At 73.4% G+C, this 579-nt stretch carries 1 protein-coding gene; it reads left to right on the top strand.

Going from position 1 to position 579, the window contains the following annotated elements; genetic code table 11:
• Positions 1-579: alpha/beta fold hydrolase (locus ACI79D_RS24895; protein WP_456921219.1), on the top strand; the 579-nt coding region annotated here is incomplete at both ends.

Raw genomic sequence — 579 nt, forward strand, 5'->3', positions numbered from 1 at the left:
GTCAACCACGGCTGGCCGGGGTCGGTCATCGAGCAGCTCAAGATCATCGACCTGCTCGTGGATCCGACGGCGCACGGCGGGAGCGCATCGGACGCCTTCCACGTCGTGGTCCCGTCGATGCCGGGCTACGGCTTCTCGGGCAAGCCGACGAGCACCGGGTGGGGTCCCGAGCGCATGGGGCGTGCCTGGGCGGAGCTGATGCAGCGCCTCGGCTACGACCGCTACGTCGCCCAGGGCGGCGACTGGGGTGCGTTCGTGGTCGACCAGATGGGGCTGCAGGCACCCGCGGGGTTGCTCGGCATCCACACCAACATGCCGGCCACCGTCCCCGCCGAGGTCAACGCGGCCGCCCTGGCCGGCGCGCCGGCGCCGTCCGGGCTCTCCGCCGAGGAGCGGCGCGCCTACGAGCAACTGGTCCGGACCTTCGGGCAGGTCGAGTACGCCCGGTACATGGCGGCACGGCCGCAGACGCTGTACGGCATCGCGGACTCACCGGTCGGCCTGGCCGCGTGGCTGCTCGACCACAACGACGCCGACGGTCAGCCGGCCGCGGCGGTGGTCGCGGCCCTGGACCGGACG

Source organism: Geodermatophilus sp. SYSU D00708, from assembly GCF_054050115.1.